The sequence below is a fragment of the Candidatus Poriferisodalis sp. genome, from assembly GCF_965208925.1.
Lineage (GTDB): Bacteria > Actinomycetota > Acidimicrobiia > Acidimicrobiales > Poriferisodalaceae > Poriferisodalis.
In genome coordinates, this window is record NZ_OZ242364.1 from 2,608,061 (window position 1) to 2,622,289 (window position 14,229).

Genomic DNA, 14,229 nt, shown 5'->3' on the forward strand with positions numbered 1-14,229 from the left:
ACCGACGGGCACAGTGAGCCCCGTGGGCGAACCGACGGGCACAGTGAGTTCTTCCGACACGTTTCCGCTGCAGCTCGATATCGACGGCGACACGCTTGCTTCCTGCGTTGCCTGCGGCATGTGCCTGCCTCACTGCCCGACCTACCGGGTGACCGGCGAGGAGTCGGCATCGCCGCGCGGACGCATAGCTCTGATGCGTGACGTCGCCGAGCGAGGCGAGGCCGACGCTGCGTTCGTGGAGTTCATGGACGCCTGCATTCAGTGCCGTGGCTGCGAGACGGCCTGTCCAGCCGGCGTCCACTACGGCCACATGATGGAGGTCACCCGCGAGGCGCTGGCAGCGCAGACCCGCTACCAGCCCCGGCTGCGACGGCTCGCCTACCGCGTGCTGGGCATGCCCCGGCTGCTCGGATTCGGATCCCGCTTGCTGGGTCTGTCACAACGGCTCGGCCTGATGCGCATGCTGAGTCTGCTGGGTCGTGTGCGGCCGTTTCGACAGCTCGATGCCATGACCGCCTCGCTGCCGCGAGTGCCAGTGCGCCAGGCACCGCTCACGGCCAGCGGCGACGACGTCTGGCTGTTCACCGGATGTGTCATGGACGCATGGATGCGTGACACCCACCGGGCGGTGCAATCCGTGATCGAGGCAACCGGCGCCGGCGTGGCCCTGCCGCCCGCGGGAGCTGCCTGCTGCGGCTCGCTGCACCTTCACGCTGGTTTGGCCTCCGACACCCGGCGACTGGCGCGCAAGGTGATGGCGGCGCTGCCCGGCGACGCCCCGATCCTGATCGACTCGGCCGGCTGCGGCGCCACGATGAAGGAGTACGGTCACCTGCTGGGCACCGACGAGGCCCGCCGCTTCGCAGCACGCGTACAGGACGTGCACGAGTGGCTTGCCGCCAGGGTCGACGAGTTGCCGGCGGACGAAGCGACTGCCCCTGATGCCGGTGGCCCGGGTGCGGTCAGTGCAGCACAACGCCTGCGGATCGCGGTGCAAGACCCGTGCCATCTCCGCCACGTCCAGCAGGCGCACCTGCCGGTGCGAACCGTGCTGAGCCGGTTCTTCGACGTTGTCGAGCTGGACGACGACGGCCTGTGCTGCGGCGCCGGCGGCGCATATTCCCAGCAGCACCCCGATGTTGCGGCAGCCGTGCGGGAGCGCAAGGTGGCCGCCATAGAGCGCACCGGCGCGAGCGTCGTGGCCAGCGCAAACCCTGGATGCACCTTGCACCTGCGAGCAGTGGGCCTCGACGTCCGTCACCCGCTGGAGATCGTGGCCGAGCACCTGCCCGCCCGGAGGGCCTGAGCCGTGCACGACGAGGTCACCGAACTCGCCGATCGGCTCGACGACACGGCCGAGCGGCTGGCCGAGCTGAGCATCGAGCTGCTGCAGGGGGCCCTTGCCGATGCAGACACGAGTGACGAGCGATCCCGGCTCGAGCGAAGCGTGACCCGTGCCCGCAGGGCCACGATCAAGGCCGCATCGATCCTGCGGGAGTCCGTGGGCCCGTCAGAGCCGTTCGACGACTAGAGGCCCACGAGCGGCCCCGACCAAGCTGGCCGCTCAGTAGCCAGCCGAGATCCGGTACAGCTCGCCGATGAGGTCGTCGTACTGGCCGATGGCCAGGGCCACGGCGTACGCCGCGCCGACAGCGGCGCCGGCAATGGCGAACGGCAGCCGATCCAGCAGCCGGCCCACCCCGGGTACCGCGTAGGCAGCGATGGCGATGAGCAGCAGCGGCAACAGGACACCGACCATGTACACCGCCATGAGTGCGAGCGTGCGCGGTCCGGCGGTGGAAGCGTCGTTGAGGATGTCGCCGAGGCGGTCGCCGACGCAGGGTCGCCACAGCCATCCGGCCAGCGCTCCGCCGACGAGCCCCGCGCCAGTGGCGAGCGGCGACGAATGGCCAGGCGCCCGCCACGCCGCCACATAGGTGCCGGCGGCGACAATGCCGGCGATCACCACCGCTGTGCCTCGTGCTGCGACCCACCAGTGACCGGCTGCCTGCGCCCAGGCCAGGAACGCCGCACCCGCGGTGTAGTACAGCGCCACCGTCAGCCGCGCCCGGCGGGCCACCAGCACCAGCGCCAGCCCCGGCACCAGGGCCGTGAGCGTGCAGGCCCACGTGATCACCCTGATGCCCTCGGTGAGGGTGTCGATGAGGGTGCCCACGGCCGCCGGCTCGCCGATCAGGCCTCGGCGAGGAGTCGCTCGACGGTTGCGTAGAGCTCCCGGTAGGTGTGCGCGCCGTCGCCCCGGCGATCGAAGCGGATCTGGTTGTCGCTGTCGATGATGTAGACGCGGGGCCAGTAGCCGGTGGGGCCCTCCTGCCAGACATGGAAGTTGTACTTGGTCGTGTCGAGAGCGATCGGCCAGACCACGCCGAGCTCGGCCGCAGCCTTGATGATGTTGTCGACGTTGGCCTCGTAGCCGAACTCAGGGGAGTGGACCCCCACCACCTCCACGCCTCGATCCCGGAAGTCGGCATGCAGCTGGCCCAGCGCGTCGAGGGTCTTCTTGCAGTTCCGGCAGCCGAACGTCCAGAACTGCACCACCGTGATCTCGTTGTCCGCCCGGATCTCCTCAAGCGACATGGCATCGGTGTTCAGCCAGCCGTCGAGCTTGCTGAGGGTGAATGCGGTGCCCAGCACCGGGATGGGCTCGAGCGCTTCAGTCGTCGTGGTCGTCGATGCCGGAGCAGCCGTTGTTGTTGCACGCGGCGCCGCCTCCACCGCCGCAGTCGTCGCGGGCGCGTCGCTCGGCTCGGCCTGCGTGGCCGCGGTCGGCGTGCTTGCAGTCGCTGTGACACCCAGCTCATCGTCAGGATCGCTGACAGCCGTCCAGACGATCAGCGCAACACCTGCGAGCAAGACGCCAACTGCGACAGAGCGCGAGAGCGATGACTTCATCTGGGGCGCAGCGTACGCCCCACCCGATCAACTACTTCGACGCGACTGCTGTGTCCGATGCGCAGTCGCTAGACGCGACTGCTGTGTCCGATGCGCAGTCGCTAGACGCGACTGCCGAGCGATTCGAGCGGGATGAGCTTTCGATCGGTGGCGTTGTCGGTCGGACGCAGCACACGGCTGCGGACCTCGGGAGCACCGTCGGCACTCTGGTAGCCGGTAAGCCGTTGACGTGTGCGGCGTCCGAGGGGCTCGGCCAGGTCGCGGAAGTCCTGCTCGGTGAGGCCCTGGCCGTGCTGCGCGCCCGCAGCGCGCGAGATGTTCTCGTCCATCAGCGTGCCGCCCAAGTCGTTGGCACCCGCTCGCAGAATCTGCTGCGCTCCGGGTGGACCGATCTTCACCCACGACACCTGCACGTTGTCGATGAGTCCCCGGTAGGCGATCCGCGGCACGGCGTGCATGAGCAGCGTCTCGCGGAACGTCGGGCCCCGGCGGGCTCCCTTGCGCAGGTAGATGGGGCTGGCCATGTGCACGAACGGCAGCGGGACCCACTCAGTGAATCCGCCTGTTCGTTTCTGCAGCTCCCGGGTGGCCACGATGTGGTTCGCCCAGCTCTCGGGCTGCTCGATCGATCCGAACATGATCGTGATGTTCGAATGCAGGCCCACGGCGTGCGCCGCCTCATGGCATTCGAGCCACTCGGCGGTGTTGATCTTGTCCGGGCACAGCACCGCCCGCACCGAGTCGTCGAGGATCTCTGCGGCGGTGCCGGGCAAGGACTTCAGACCGGCTTCCTTCAGCCGCATCAGGTAGTCCACAAGCGACTCGCCGAGCCGCTTGGCGCCCTCGATGACCTCGAGGGCCGTGAACCCGTGCAGGTGCATGTCGGGCACGACATCGTGGATGGCCCGGCAGACGTCGATGTAGTAGTCGCCGTCGAAGCTGGGATGGATGCCGCCTTGGAGCGTCACCTCGGTGGCGCCGAGCTCGGCGGCCTCGATCACTCGCTCCTGGATGTCGGCCAGCGTCAGCATGTAGGGCGTGCCCCGCAGATTCAGCGACAGGGGCCCCTTGGAGAAGCCGCAGAACTTGCACTTGAACGTGCAGACGTTCGTGTAGTTGATGTTGCGGTTGTGCACCCACGTCACGATGTCGCCGACGGCTTCGCGGCGCAGTTCGTCGGCCACTTCGCCGATGGCGACCACCTCGGGTCCGCGCGCGCTGAACAACGTCACGATCTCGTCGTGGCCGACCTGCTGGCCGGCCATGACCCCGTCGAGCACCTCCCGCACGGCCCCGCGGGCGAACGAGGGGCCGTCCATGATGTTCATGGGCCGGTGGCCGGCGCCGCCTGAATACCACTGGGTGGAATTCTCGTCGGCCACCAGCACGTCCGCACCGGAGCCGGCGTCGAGGTTCTCCATCGTCCGCTCCGGCATCTGGCTGCCGGGGTCGTCACGGCCCAGACCTTCGGCGTCGGCCCGGTCGAGCACGCCGAAACGGTTGCTTTCGGCGAGCCACGGGTGCTGTTCGACGGCGAAGGTGGGATACGCACCGCCGGGGTACACGAATTCGGGATAGATGGTGAGCCGGGGTGCCAGCGTGAAGCCGCAGCCTTCGGTTACCTCGCGCAGCCGGTCCAGTGCCGGCCATGGGCGCTCGGGGTTCACATGATCGGCAGTGATCGGCGAGACGCCGCCCCAGTCGTCGATGCCGCAATCGAGCAGGCCGCCGAAATCCTCCGTCAGGTTCGGCGGTGCCTGCAGGTGGATGTCGGCAGGCAGGATCAGCCGCGCCAGCGCGATGGCCTGCGCGTACTCATCGGGCGGGCAGGCAGGCATGTTGTGCATGGACGTGCCTGCCTTGGGCAGGAAGTTCTGCACAATGACTTCCTGGATGTGGCCCCAGCGGGCGTGGCTCGTGGCGATGGCCTCAAGCGCCGCCAGCCGGTCGGCCAGCGATTCGCCGATGCCGACGAGGATTCCGGTCGTGTACGGGATGGCCAGTTCGCCGGCAGCCTCGAGCGTTGCAAGCCGTCGAGCCGGCTCCTTGTCCGGCGATCCCCGATGGCAGTCCAGATGGGGGTTCAGCGACTCCAGCATCATCCCCTGGCTCGGCGACACCTCGCGCAGTGCCGCCAACTCGTCTGCGGTCATGGCCCCCGGATTGGCGTGGGGGAGCAGCCCGGTTTCGTCGCGCACGAGACGGCACATCTCGACGAGGTAGTGGACGGTGGATTCCCAGCCGTGCTCTGCAAGCCAGTCCGCCGCTGCGGGGTAGCGCAGCTCGGGACGCTCGCCGAGGGTGAACAGCGCTTCGTGGCAGCCCGCCCGGGCGCCGTTGGTCGCAATCTCCAGCACCTGCTCTGGTGTGAGATACGGCGAGTCGAGCCGTGCCGGAGGCTGGGCGAACGTGCAATAGCCGCACTTGTCGCGGCACAGCATGGTGAGCGGGATGAACACTTTCGGGCTGTAGGTGACGCGCGTGCCGAAGGAACGATCGCGCACCTCGGCAGCGCGCGCGGCCAGCTCGGGCAGCGGCAAGGCCGCGAGTGCCAGTGATTCCGCCGTGGGCTGCGGTGCATCGCTGGCGACGCTGTGCGGTCGGTCGAGAATGGTCACAGGGCCCCTCCGTTTGTGGGGTGCTGTTGGAAGGTTCGGGCCGCGCCGGCGGCGGCGAGAACGTCGCTGGCCGGCGGTTCGCTGTGGCCGGCGCGGCTGCGTATGCGTGTGGGGGTGACGGGCTCGTCGCACTCGGGGCAACGGGTGGCGATCTCCAGCGGCGTGCCGCAGTCGGCATGCACCAAGACCGTCGGTGCGTCGCCGTCGTGGCACCAGCGGTCACCCCAGGCCATCAGCGCGAGCAGGCTGTTCGACAGGTCGAGGCCCTTGGGAGTCAAGACGTAGTCGTATCGGACGGGCCGATGCTGGTATGGCACTTTGGCCGCCACGCCGGCGTCGGTCAGGCGACTGAGCCGATCGGCAAGCATGTTGCGCGCGATGCCCAGGTCATGCTGCATGGCGCTGAAACGGCGCACGCCGCGGAACAGGTCACGCAGGATGAGCAGCGTCCAGCGATCGCCCACGATGTCGAGGGTTGCCTGGATGGAACAGCTGGGCTGGCCCGTCGTGGCGGTCTTCACGGCCGCGCACCCTAGAGGAGTCAGTTTCGGTTTGCAACTGACTCAGCCGCAAAACCCGGGCGAGTCGTCAGACGAGCGAGTCAGCCTTCGTCTGCAGCGACACCAGTAGCTCGTCGAAGCTCTTGGTGAAGGCTGCGACGCCCTGTGCTTCGAGCACATCCGCGACATGATCCAGATCGACGCCGTGCGCGGTGACTGCGTCGAGCACGTAACGGGCCGCAGACTGGTCGGCATCCACGCTGCGCCGCAGCTTGCCGTGGTCGCAGAAGGCCTCGAGCGTCGCGTCGGGCATCGTGTTCACCGTGTGCGGGCCGATGAGCTCGTCGACATACAGCGTGTCGGGATAAGCGGGGTTCTTCGTGCTCGTCGATGCCCACAGCGGACGCTGGACCTGCGCGCCGAGCGCAGCGAGGCGTTCCCAGCGAGGCCCGCTGAAGATCTCGCCGAAGCGACCGTATGCGGCCTGTGCCTGCGCGACCGCCGTGCGCCCGCGCAGGCACAGCGCGCTGGTAGTGCCCACAGCGTCGAGCCGTCGATCCACCTCGGTGTCGGTGCGGCTCACGAAGAATGAGGCCACGCTGGCCACATCCGACAGGTCGTTCACGCCGGACTCGACCCGGTCCTCGAGGCCCTGCAAATACGACTCAGCAACTTGCTCGTAGCGAGCCGCCGAGAAGATCAGCGTCACGTTGATGCTGCGACCCTCGGCGATCATCTGGCGAATGGCAGCCAGGCCTTCGATCGTCCCGGGGATTTTCACCATCAGATTCGGCCGAGCGATGGCCTCGTGCAGTTCCCGGGCAGCCGTGACCGTGGCTGCAGTGTCGTGGGCGAGCGATGGATCCACCTCGACCGATACGAAGCCATCCGTGCCGTCCGATGCTGCGTAGACGCCTTCGAGCGCTCGCAGGGCGCCCCGGATGTCGCTGGTGACCAGTTGCCAGTACGCATCGTCAACCGAGACGCCTCCGCACACGAGGTCGCCGAACTGCTCGTCGTAGTCGGGTGACGACTCGATGGCCTTCTGGAAGATCGACGGGTTCGATGTGAGGCCGCGGATGCCCTGTTCGACCCAGGCGTCCAGCTCGCCGCCGGTGATCCAGCCCCGGCGCAGGTTGTCGAGCCACGGGCTCTGACCGCACTCGGAGTACAGCGAGGCGAGCCTGCCGTTCGTGGTCCTGCCGCTGCCGCCGTCGATCATGGTCATCTTCCTGAGATCGGGCCTTCTGAGATCAAGCTCCGCAGTCTCTTTCTAGAGCAGCTTGCGGGCTGCATCGGCGATGCTTGCTGCCGTGAAGCCGAAGTGATCCATGAGGTCCCCGCCCGGTGCGCTCGCACCGAATCGGTTCATGGTGACGGTGGCGTGGGCGTACCGGTCCCAGCCCATCGCTGAGGCGGCCTCCACGCCCAGAACCGGTACGCCGTCGGGGAACACAGCGGCTCGATATTCGGGATCTTGGGCCTCGAAGAGATCCCAACTCGGCATTGACACCACCGAGCTGGCGATGCCGTCTGCGGCGAGCAGTGCAGCGGCTGCCGTGCAGCATTGGACCTCGCTGCCGGTGCCGGCCAGGATGACCGCGGGGGCCGGAGTGTCGATCAGGATGTACGCACCCCGGGCGACCTGCGCGTCGCGATCGGTGCCGTCGAGCACGGGGACGTTCTGGCGGGTCAGCACGAGCGCCGTCGGTCCGTCGCGGTCGACCGCGAGCTGCCATGCCTGCGCGGTCTCGTTGGCATCGGCTGGGCGGATCACGCTCAACCCCGGGATCGCACGCAGCGACGCGAGGTGCTCGATCGGCTGGTGGGTGGGCCCGTCCTCGCCGACGCCAATCGAGTCGTGTGTCCACACGAACACGGTCTTGGCCCCGCTCAGCGCAGCCAACCGCACCGCAGGCCGCATGTAGTCGCTGAACACCAGGAACGTGCCGACCACGGGAAGCGCCCCGCCGTGCAGGGCCATGCCGTTGGCGACGGCGCCCATCGCGTGCTCGCGTACGCCGTAGAAGAGCTTGCGGCCACCGGGATTGTCCGCGGTGAGCACCTCGGCGGCGATGTTGGTGCCGGTGTTGCCGGTCAGGTCGGCACCGCCGCAGATGAGAGCGGGCACGTTGTCCAACGAAGCGTCCAGCACGCGGTTGGCGGCAACCCTGGTCGCCATCTGGGTGCCGGCTTCGAACGTCTGGCCGGCGGCCGGGTCGCCGTTGGTGGAGCGGGCCGACCACAGCGCTTCCAGCCAGTCGCGGTCGTGACCGCTGGCCGCCAGTCGAGCCTCCCATTCGAGGCGTTCTGCGGTGCCCCGCGCGCCGGCGGTCAGGTAGGCCTCCGCAACGTCGTCGTCGACAGCGAACTCGGCATCAGGATCCATGCCCATGGCCTGCTTGGCGGCAGCAATCTCGGCCGGGTCGGTGATGGCGCCGTGCGCCGCCGAGGTGTCGATGGCGGTGGGCATCGGGTAGCCGATGTGTGTGCGCAGGATGACTATCGACGGCCGGTCGTCGACGAGCATCGCAGAGCGCAGCGCCCGTTCGATCGCTTCGAGATCCTCGGCTGCTTCGCCGAGGTCGGTGACGTGCCAGCCGTAGGCCTCGAAGCGTCGGGCAGCGTCGTCGCTGAGCGCCAGGTCGGTGGTGCCGTCGATCGTGATGCGGTTGTCGTCGTAGATCGCGATGAGACGACCGAGTTGCTGGTGGCCGGCAAGCGACGCCGCCTCGTGGCTGATCCCCTCCATCAGGTCGCCATCGCTGACGATGACGAACGTGCGGTGGTCGACGAGGTCCGCGCCCAGCCGGGCGCGCAGCCCGCGCTCGGCCAGGGCCATGCCGACGGCATTGGCGAACCCCTGCCCGAGCGGACCGGTGGTGACCTCGACTCCGGGAGTGAGGCCGCGCTCGGGATGTCCGGGAGTGATGGAGCCGAGCTGGCGGAAGTCGCGGATGTCGTCCAGCGTGACGCCGTAGCCCAGCAAGTGCGTCATTGCATAGACGAGCATCGAGGCGTGGCCCGCGGACAGGATGAACCGGTCGCGGTCGGGCCAGTCGGGTGCGCTGGCGTCGTAGCGCAGGATGCGGCTGAAGAGCACGTGTGCCGTGGGTGCCAGCGCCATGGCCGTTCCGGTATGGCCGCTGTTGGCGCGCATCACGGCGTCCATCGCCAGTGCCCGGATGGTGTTGATCTGCCGGGCTTCGAGCGAGGTGTTCATGGAGGCGGTGTCCGTGACGTCGGGACTCATGCGGCTGGGTTCATGACGCTCGGTTCATCATGGCGCGTCGCTGTCGGTGAACAGCGCCATTGACGCAGTGAATCCATGCACGTACGAACGCGTCCCGACCGGTCCGATTTCGCCGGCGCAGAACATGCCGCCGACCTGAGCCCCGACGTGGGAGGCCAGCACCGAGACGTCGTGGTGAGGGGTCTCGAACAGGTGGGTGCCGCGTCCGTTGCAGGTGAACAGCAGAGCGCCTGCCGCTGCGCGTGCGGCCGGCGTCGAGTAGCTGAGCGCCTCGTGCAGGTCCTCGTCGGCCGTGACGGCGTCGCGCACATGGAACTGCACGGTCGCGCCGATCGGCGCCTCGTCACCGATGGCAATCGCGCCGCTCTCGCGGTCGGCGCCGAGCACGCCGCGGATCAGGAAGTCGCCTCGTTCGAATTCGACCTTGGCCTCATCGGTGACTCGACCGACATGGAGGCCCCGCTGGACCAGCCGCTGATCGGCCGGATCGAGCTTGGAGAACATCTGCTGCAGCCGCTCGAAGGGGGGCAGCCCGCCGAGCGAGCGGACGACGTTCCCCTCAGCCTCGGTGATGATGTAGGGCTGACCGATGGGCCGGCATCCTTGGGAGACCAGGTGCGTGACCGTCACGCTGCCGCCCACGATCAGCGCCGCGGCGCCTGAGCGATGCACGCCGCCGTCAACCACGATGCGATTGCCACCCGGCATCGGCGCCCCGGAGGACAGACCGCCCAGCACGCTGACGTGCGGCCATCGCTCGGCCCAGTGGCCCAGCGCCGCATCAACCGGGTAGGAGTACGGGTCGGCCAGCAGGATCATCGAGGGATCGCTGACGGCGTCGACCTCGTCGAACGCGGCCGCGAGGGCCTCGTCGTCGGCAGCCGGATCTGGCACGCCCGAGAGCTGGACTGCGCGTGCACGCCTGCGGACGCCTGAACCGAGGCTCCCGGCCCACAGCACTGCCGCGGTCTGTTCTTCGATCTCGCGCTCGCCAGCTGCCACCGAGACGGCCGTTGTACCGACGAGCGCTGCCGGCGCGAGCAGCTCGACGACGGTCGCCGCGATCTCCTCGGTGTGGGTGATGTGATCACCCGAGGTGAACAGCAGGGCCACGTCGGGCTGCACGCCCAATGACTCGAGCACGTGGCCCACGATCTCACCGGTTGCTGCTCCGGGATCGGAGTGCTGGGACAGCCCGACGGTGAACGGCATCGTTGTGCGGTCCGGCTAGCCGTTCTCGGCAGCGGGCGTGCCAGTCCACCCGCCCGCGGCCGGTGCCGTCGGCGCTGGAGCGGGATCATCTGCCGGAGGATTCATGGTCAAGGGGACCACCACCACATCGCCTTGGTCGATGCGGCAGTGGGCTTCGACGGTCGACGGCTCGTCGAAGCTGAGCTCAGCCTGCACGAGGTTGTAGCCGAATTTCCCGGGTTCGACGCTGAGCGGTTGCACGTTGCGCGCCACCTGCTCGTCGCCGCGCATGAACCGCACCTCGAGCGCTGCTAATCCGGTGTGCGACGCGGGGCAGCGCACCAGCACCAGCATGTGCGGGTTGATCGTCACGGGGAATGGCCCGGGGGCCGCCATCGAGAAGTGGACGCCGCCCAGATCGATGCGCGCAGCGCCGCCCGCGGCCTGGCGCATGTCGAAGTGCTCGATGAACAGCGCGGACATGATCTGCACGCTGTGGATCGTAGGCGTGTCGCACACCTGACAGGCGAACGCATTTGGGCGAACCGCTCGGACCTGGGGCTCAGCCTCGTAGATTGCCCGGCATGGCACAGAGCGAGAAGTTCGATGGCGAATACGGACCGAGCACATGGGGTTGGGTCCGGGAGCAGGCAGACGCCTACGAGGCGTCGAACGGCGGCGAAGCCAACACGCTGCGCGACACCGGATTGCCGATCATCGTGATGACCACCGTCGGGCACCGCACCGGCTTGGTGCGCAAGGTCCCGCTGATGCGTGTCGAGCACGACGGTGAGTACGCGATCGTCGGTTCCAAGGGCGGAGCGCCGGCGCATCCGGGCTGGTACCACAACCTCATGGCCGACTCGACTGTCCTGATCCAGGACGGCCCCGAGCCTTTCGAGACGACCGTGCGCCTCGTCAGCGGGGCCGAGCGCGAGCAGTGGTGGGAGCGGTGCGTCGAGGCCTTCCCGCCCTATGCGGAGTACCAGGCCAAGACAGACCGCGAGATCCCGGTCTTCATCTCGGCCCGCCCCGACTGATCAAGCAGGCTGATCCGGCAGCCAAGACCGTCAGTCAGCGGGCGAGCAGCTGGCGGTAGACGTTCGCCGCTCGTTCGAGCTCCGCTATCTCGACCCATTCGATCGCTTGGTGGGCCTGATCGATGGAACCCGGGCCGAACACCACGATCTGGTCGGCCACCTCGCCGTAGCGCAGCGCGTTCGTGCCGAAGTCGGCCACTGCAGGCTCGTTGCCTGACATCTCCGCCATCGCCGTGACCAGATCGCTTCCGGGGGCCTGGAAGAAGGCGTTCTCGCCCATGTCGTTCGCGAGCTGGACCTTCACCCGGGCCGGCAGCGCTGCGGCGCGCACAAGCTCGGTGAGGCGAGCGAACTCGGCTTGGTAGTCCTCGCCGTCGGCGATGCGCCTGCCGATGTACAGCTCGCAATGGTCGGGGATGATGTTGCGGGCCCTCCCGCCGGCCATCTCGTTGACCGACACCGTGCCGGCCCCGAGCACGCCGACCTCGCGCTGGCTCGCCAAGCGTTCCTGCTCGGCGTCGATGGCGGCGATGATCCGGGCGCCTGCGGACAGCGCATTGATGCCGAGGTGGGGCTTGGAGGAATGGGCTGCACGCCCCTCGACCTCGACTTCGAGGCCGAGTCCGCCCTTGTGGCCGTACACCGGGACGCACATCGTCGGCTCGGCGACGACGATCTGCTCACGGCGTTCGTTTCGCTCCAGCAAGCGGTCCCGATATGCCCCCGCTCCCGCCAGGCCGCCGCCTTCCTCTGACACCGTGCCCACCAGCTCGATGGTGCACATCGGCTGGCGTCCGGCAGCAACCATCTCGCCCAGCACGGCGAGCACCACGGCCATGGTCGCCTTGGTGTCGACCGAGCCTCGCCCCCAGACTCGTCCTTCGCCGATGCGGCCGTCGAAGGGGTCGCCCTCCATGTGCTCGACCCCGACGGTGTCGAGGTGCACGTCGACGGCGAGCATGCGCTCGGTCTGACCGGCGAAGCGGGCATACACGTTGGGCCGACCGGGCTCGACCTCGTCGAGCTCTACGTCTGCGCCGAGGGCCGTTGCTCGTTCGGCCACCCAGTCGGCCATGTCGGCTTCGGCGACGGTGCCTGAACGCGGCCCGTGGTGCAGCGGGTTGACGCTGGGGATGCGCACCATCTCGCTCAGCAACTCGGCTATCGACTGTCCTGTCGCCGTGCCGTTGTGGGTGCCGTCGTTCATGGTTGTGCCCATATGCCCGTCCTCTTGGCGCGGAGCGTACGCGCAACGTGAGGGCAGCGCGGTGAACGACGGCGTGAGGCCGGCCGAAATGCACGGCCGATTCAGGGACTCGAAGCCGTACCGTTATCGCCTATGTCCAACGGTTCTGCGCCCGTCGGTGGCTCGCGCGTGCTGGCCGAACTGCCCGTGGGGGAGCGCGTCGGCATCGCGTTCTCCGGCGGACTCGATACGTCAGCCGCGGTGGCGTGGATGACCGAGCGAGGCGCGCAGGTGTGCGCCTACACGGCCGACCTCGGCCAGTACGACGAACCGGACCTGGCAGGGGTGCCGCAGCGGGCACTCGACTACGGGGCAGCGGCGGCGCGCCTGGTGGACTGCCGTGCCGAGCTGGTGCGCGAGGGGCTGATGGCGCTGCAATGCGGCGCGTTCCACATCTCGACCGCCGGCCGGACCTACTTCAACACGACGCCGCTCGGCCGCGCGGTGACGGGCACGATGCTCGTGGCCGCGATGGCTGACGACGGCGTGGACATCTGGGGCGACGGCTCGACCTACAAGGGCAACGACATCGAGCGCTTCTACCGCTACGGCCTGCTGGTGAATGCCGGCTTGCGCATCTACAAGCCCTGGCTGGACGCCGCGTTCGTGGACGAGCTGGGCGGGCGAGCGGGGATGAGCGAGTTCCTGGTGTCGCGCGGCCTGCCGTACCGAGACCCCACCGAGAAGGCGTACTCGACCGACGCCAACATCTGGGGCGCCACCCACGAGGCCAAGCAACTGGAGGACCTGAGCACGTCGATGGAGATCGTCGAGCCGATCATGGGCGTGGCGCATTGGGACCCGGCAGTCCATATCGAGACCGAGGACGTGACGATCCGCTTCGCCGGCGGCTGGCCGGTGGCCATCGGCGGTCGGACGTTCGACGCAGACGGTGCCGAAGGCAGCGACCACGTAGCGCTGGTGCTCGAAGCGAACGCCGTCGGCGGACGGCACGGGCTCGGCATGAGCGACCAGATCGAGAATCGCGTCATCGAGGCCAAGTCGCGCGGCATCTACGAGGCGCCCGGCATGGCGCTGCTGCACATCGCGTATGAGCGACTGCTGTCGGCGATTCACAACGAGGCCACCATCGACAACTACCGCACCATGGGCCGTCGCTTGGGCCGACTGCTCTATGAGGGTCGCTGGTTCGATCCCCAAGCGCTGATGCTGCGCGATTCGCTGCTGCGCTGGGTGGGCTCGTCCGTCTCTGGCGAGGTCACTCTGCGGCTGCGCCGTGGTGACGACTGCTCGGTGCTGGACACCACCGGTTCGGGCTTGACCTACGAGCCGGACCGGCTGTCGATGGAGCGAGTGGAGGATGCTGCGTTCGGTCCGACCGATCGCATCGGTCAGCTCACCATGGCGAACCTGGACATCGCCGACAGCCGGGACAAGCTGGCTGCCTACCGGGACGCGGGCCGACTGGGGCCCGGCGGACTGGCCGAGCTGGACACCTGACCGTCGG

At 68.4% G+C, this 14,229-nt stretch carries 13 protein-coding genes; 4 read left to right on the forward strand and 9 right to left on the reverse strand.

Annotated elements, in window-relative coordinates:
- Positions 1–22: 22 nt before the first annotated feature.
- Both ACOGI5_RS11460 and ACOGI5_RS11465 read left to right on the forward strand, forming a co-directional pair.
- On the forward strand, positions 23–1,306 hold the full coding sequence (locus ACOGI5_RS11460) for a (Fe-S)-binding protein (RefSeq protein WP_419864548.1): 1,284 nt from the start codon (positions 23–25) through the stop codon (positions 1,304–1,306).
- A gap of 3 nt (positions 1,307–1,309) precedes the next feature.
- Positions 1,310–1,531 (forward strand): hypothetical protein, encoded by a 222-nt coding sequence (locus tag ACOGI5_RS11465; protein WP_419864549.1) that lies wholly within the window; start codon positions 1,310–1,312, stop codon positions 1,529–1,531.
- A 33-nt stretch (positions 1,532–1,564) separates the two neighbouring features.
- Here the strand turns inward: ACOGI5_RS11465 and ACOGI5_RS11470 are convergent, their stop codons facing one another.
- From ACOGI5_RS11470 to ACOGI5_RS11505, 8 genes are all read right to left on the reverse strand, one after another.
- Positions 1,565–2,176 (reverse strand): hypothetical protein, encoded by a 612-nt coding sequence (locus tag ACOGI5_RS11470; protein WP_419864550.1) that lies wholly within the window; start codon positions 2,174–2,176, stop codon positions 1,565–1,567.
- Between the two features lie 17 nt (positions 2,177–2,193).
- Positions 2,194–2,913, reverse strand: a complete 720-nt coding sequence (locus ACOGI5_RS11475) for a redoxin domain-containing protein (RefSeq protein WP_419864551.1) — start codon at positions 2,911–2,913, stop codon at positions 2,194–2,196.
- 101 nt (positions 2,914–3,014) lie between these two features.
- Positions 3,015–5,531, reverse strand: coding sequence for a 5-amino-6-(D-ribitylamino)uracil--L-tyrosine 4-hydroxyphenyl transferase CofH (gene cofH / locus ACOGI5_RS11480; protein WP_419864552.1), 2,517 nt, complete (start codon positions 5,529–5,531; stop codon positions 3,015–3,017).
- Entirely contained in the window at positions 5,528–6,052 is a 525-nt protein-coding gene (locus ACOGI5_RS11485) for a winged helix-turn-helix transcriptional regulator (protein ID WP_419864553.1), read from the reverse strand. Before ACOGI5_RS11485 ends, cofH begins: the two co-directional genes overlap by 4 nt.
- Before the next feature lie 67 nt (positions 6,053–6,119).
- Positions 6,120–7,253: a transaldolase gene (gene tal / locus ACOGI5_RS11490; protein WP_419865478.1), complete on the reverse strand. Its 1,134-nt coding sequence runs from the start codon at positions 7,251–7,253 to the stop codon at positions 6,120–6,122.
- A 51-nt stretch (positions 7,254–7,304) separates the two neighbouring features.
- Positions 7,305–9,284 carry a transketolase gene (gene tkt / locus ACOGI5_RS11495; RefSeq protein ID WP_419864554.1) on the reverse strand — a complete coding sequence of 660 codons (1,980 nt, stop codon included), beginning with the start codon at positions 9,282–9,284 and terminating at the stop codon, positions 7,305–7,307.
- A gap of 27 nt (positions 9,285–9,311) precedes the next feature.
- Complete coding sequence (locus ACOGI5_RS11500; RefSeq protein ID WP_419864555.1) at positions 9,312–10,496, reverse strand: FIST signal transduction protein; 1,185 nt, start codon at positions 10,494–10,496, stop codon at positions 9,312–9,314.
- Positions 10,497–10,511: 15 nt separating this feature from the next.
- Positions 10,512–10,967 (reverse strand): hypothetical protein, encoded by a 456-nt coding sequence (locus tag ACOGI5_RS11505; RefSeq protein ID WP_419864556.1) that lies wholly within the window; start codon positions 10,965–10,967, stop codon positions 10,512–10,514.
- Between the two features lie 92 nt (positions 10,968–11,059).
- Here ACOGI5_RS11505 and ACOGI5_RS11510 point away from each other — a divergent pair, with 92 nt between their 5' ends.
- The gene (locus ACOGI5_RS11510; RefSeq protein WP_419864557.1) at positions 11,060–11,515 is read left to right on the forward strand and encodes a nitroreductase family deazaflavin-dependent oxidoreductase; all 456 of its coding nucleotides are present in this window, start codon (positions 11,060–11,062) and stop codon (positions 11,513–11,515) included.
- A 34-nt stretch (positions 11,516–11,549) separates the two neighbouring features.
- Here ACOGI5_RS11510 and ACOGI5_RS11515 read toward each other — a convergent pair whose 3' ends face one another.
- Entirely contained in the window at positions 11,550–12,734 is a 1,185-nt protein-coding gene (locus ACOGI5_RS11515) for a M20 family metallopeptidase (protein ID WP_419864558.1), read from the reverse strand.
- 120 nt (positions 12,735–12,854) lie between these two features.
- Between ACOGI5_RS11515 and argG the strand changes: the two genes are divergently transcribed.
- Positions 12,855–14,222 (forward strand): argininosuccinate synthase, encoded by a 1,368-nt coding sequence (gene argG / locus ACOGI5_RS11520; protein WP_419864559.1) that lies wholly within the window; start codon positions 12,855–12,857, stop codon positions 14,220–14,222.
- The last annotated feature ends 7 nt before the right edge of the window (positions 14,223–14,229 follow it).

What these genes read in the sequence shown, in the direction of transcription:
- tkt (WP_419864554.1), bottom strand. Translation starts at nt 9,284, where the DNA reads ATGAGTCCCGACGTCACGGACACCGCCTCCATGAACACCTCGCTCGAA.
- argG (WP_419864559.1), top strand. Translation starts at nt 12,855, where the DNA reads ATGTCCAACGGTTCTGCGCCCGTCGGTGGCTCGCGCGTGCTGGCCGAA.
- ACOGI5_RS11515 (WP_419864558.1), bottom strand. Translation starts at nt 12,734, where the DNA reads ATGGGCACAACCATGAACGACGGCACCCACAACGGCACGGCGACAGGA.
- tal (WP_419865478.1), bottom strand. Translation starts at nt 7,253, where the DNA reads ATGATCGACGGCGGCAGCGGCAGGACCACGAACGGCAGGCTCGCCTCG.
- ACOGI5_RS11475 (WP_419864551.1), bottom strand. Translation starts at nt 2,913, where the DNA reads ATGAAGTCATCGCTCTCGCGCTCTGTCGCAGTTGGCGTCTTGCTCGCA.
- ACOGI5_RS11500 (WP_419864555.1), bottom strand. Translation starts at nt 10,496, where the DNA reads ATGCCGTTCACCGTCGGGCTGTCCCAGCACTCCGATCCCGGAGCAGCA.
- ACOGI5_RS11510 (WP_419864557.1), top strand. Translation starts at nt 11,060, where the DNA reads ATGGCACAGAGCGAGAAGTTCGATGGCGAATACGGACCGAGCACATGG.